1 protein-coding gene is annotated in these 660 nt (G+C 44.4%); it reads left to right on the plus strand.

The genetic code is table 11. From position 1 onward, the window contains the following. A partial coding sequence (locus NWP17_RS11010; RefSeq protein WP_280654957.1) for an acyl carrier protein occupies nt 1-660 on the plus strand: 660 nt, incomplete at both ends.

The following is a 660-nucleotide window of genomic DNA, read 5'->3' on the forward strand; positions in this document are numbered from 1 at the left end:
ATCTAATAGCTTGAGTATCAACTGGGGGGCTTGGGCAGAAGTCGGCATGGCAGCCAATTTATCATGGGAACAACGGGGAATCGCGGCAATTTCTCCAAAGCAAGGGAGGCATATTCTCGTCCAACTTATTCAAAAACTTAATCAGCATACAATCCCCCAAGTTGCTGTACAACCGACCAATTGGGCTGAATATCTATCCCATGATGGCGTGAATATGCCATTCTATGAATATTTTACACACCACTTGCGTAACGAAAAAGAAGCCAAATTGCGGCAAACAGCAGGCAGCACCTCAGAGGAAGTCAGTCTGCGGCAACAGCTTCAAACACTCTCAGAGAAAGACCGGGATGCCCTTTTGATGGAACATCTTCAAAAAACTGCGATCAGAGTTCTCGGTTTGGCATCTAATCAAAAAATTGATCCCTATCAGGGATTGATGAATATGGGACTAGACTCTTTGATGGCGGTTGAATTTCGGAATCACTTGATACGTAGTTTAGAACGCCCTCTGCCAGCCACTCTGCTCTTTAATTGCCCAACACTTGATTCATTGCATGATTACCTAGTCGCAAAAATGTTTGATGATGCCCCTCAGAAGGCAGAGCAAATGGCACAACCAACAACACTGACAGCACACAGCATATCAATAGAATCCAAAAT

This window comes from Chrysosporum bergii ANA360D (assembly GCF_029891735.1).
GTDB lineage: Bacteria > Cyanobacteriota > Cyanobacteriia > Cyanobacteriales > Nostocaceae > Umezakia > Umezakia bergii.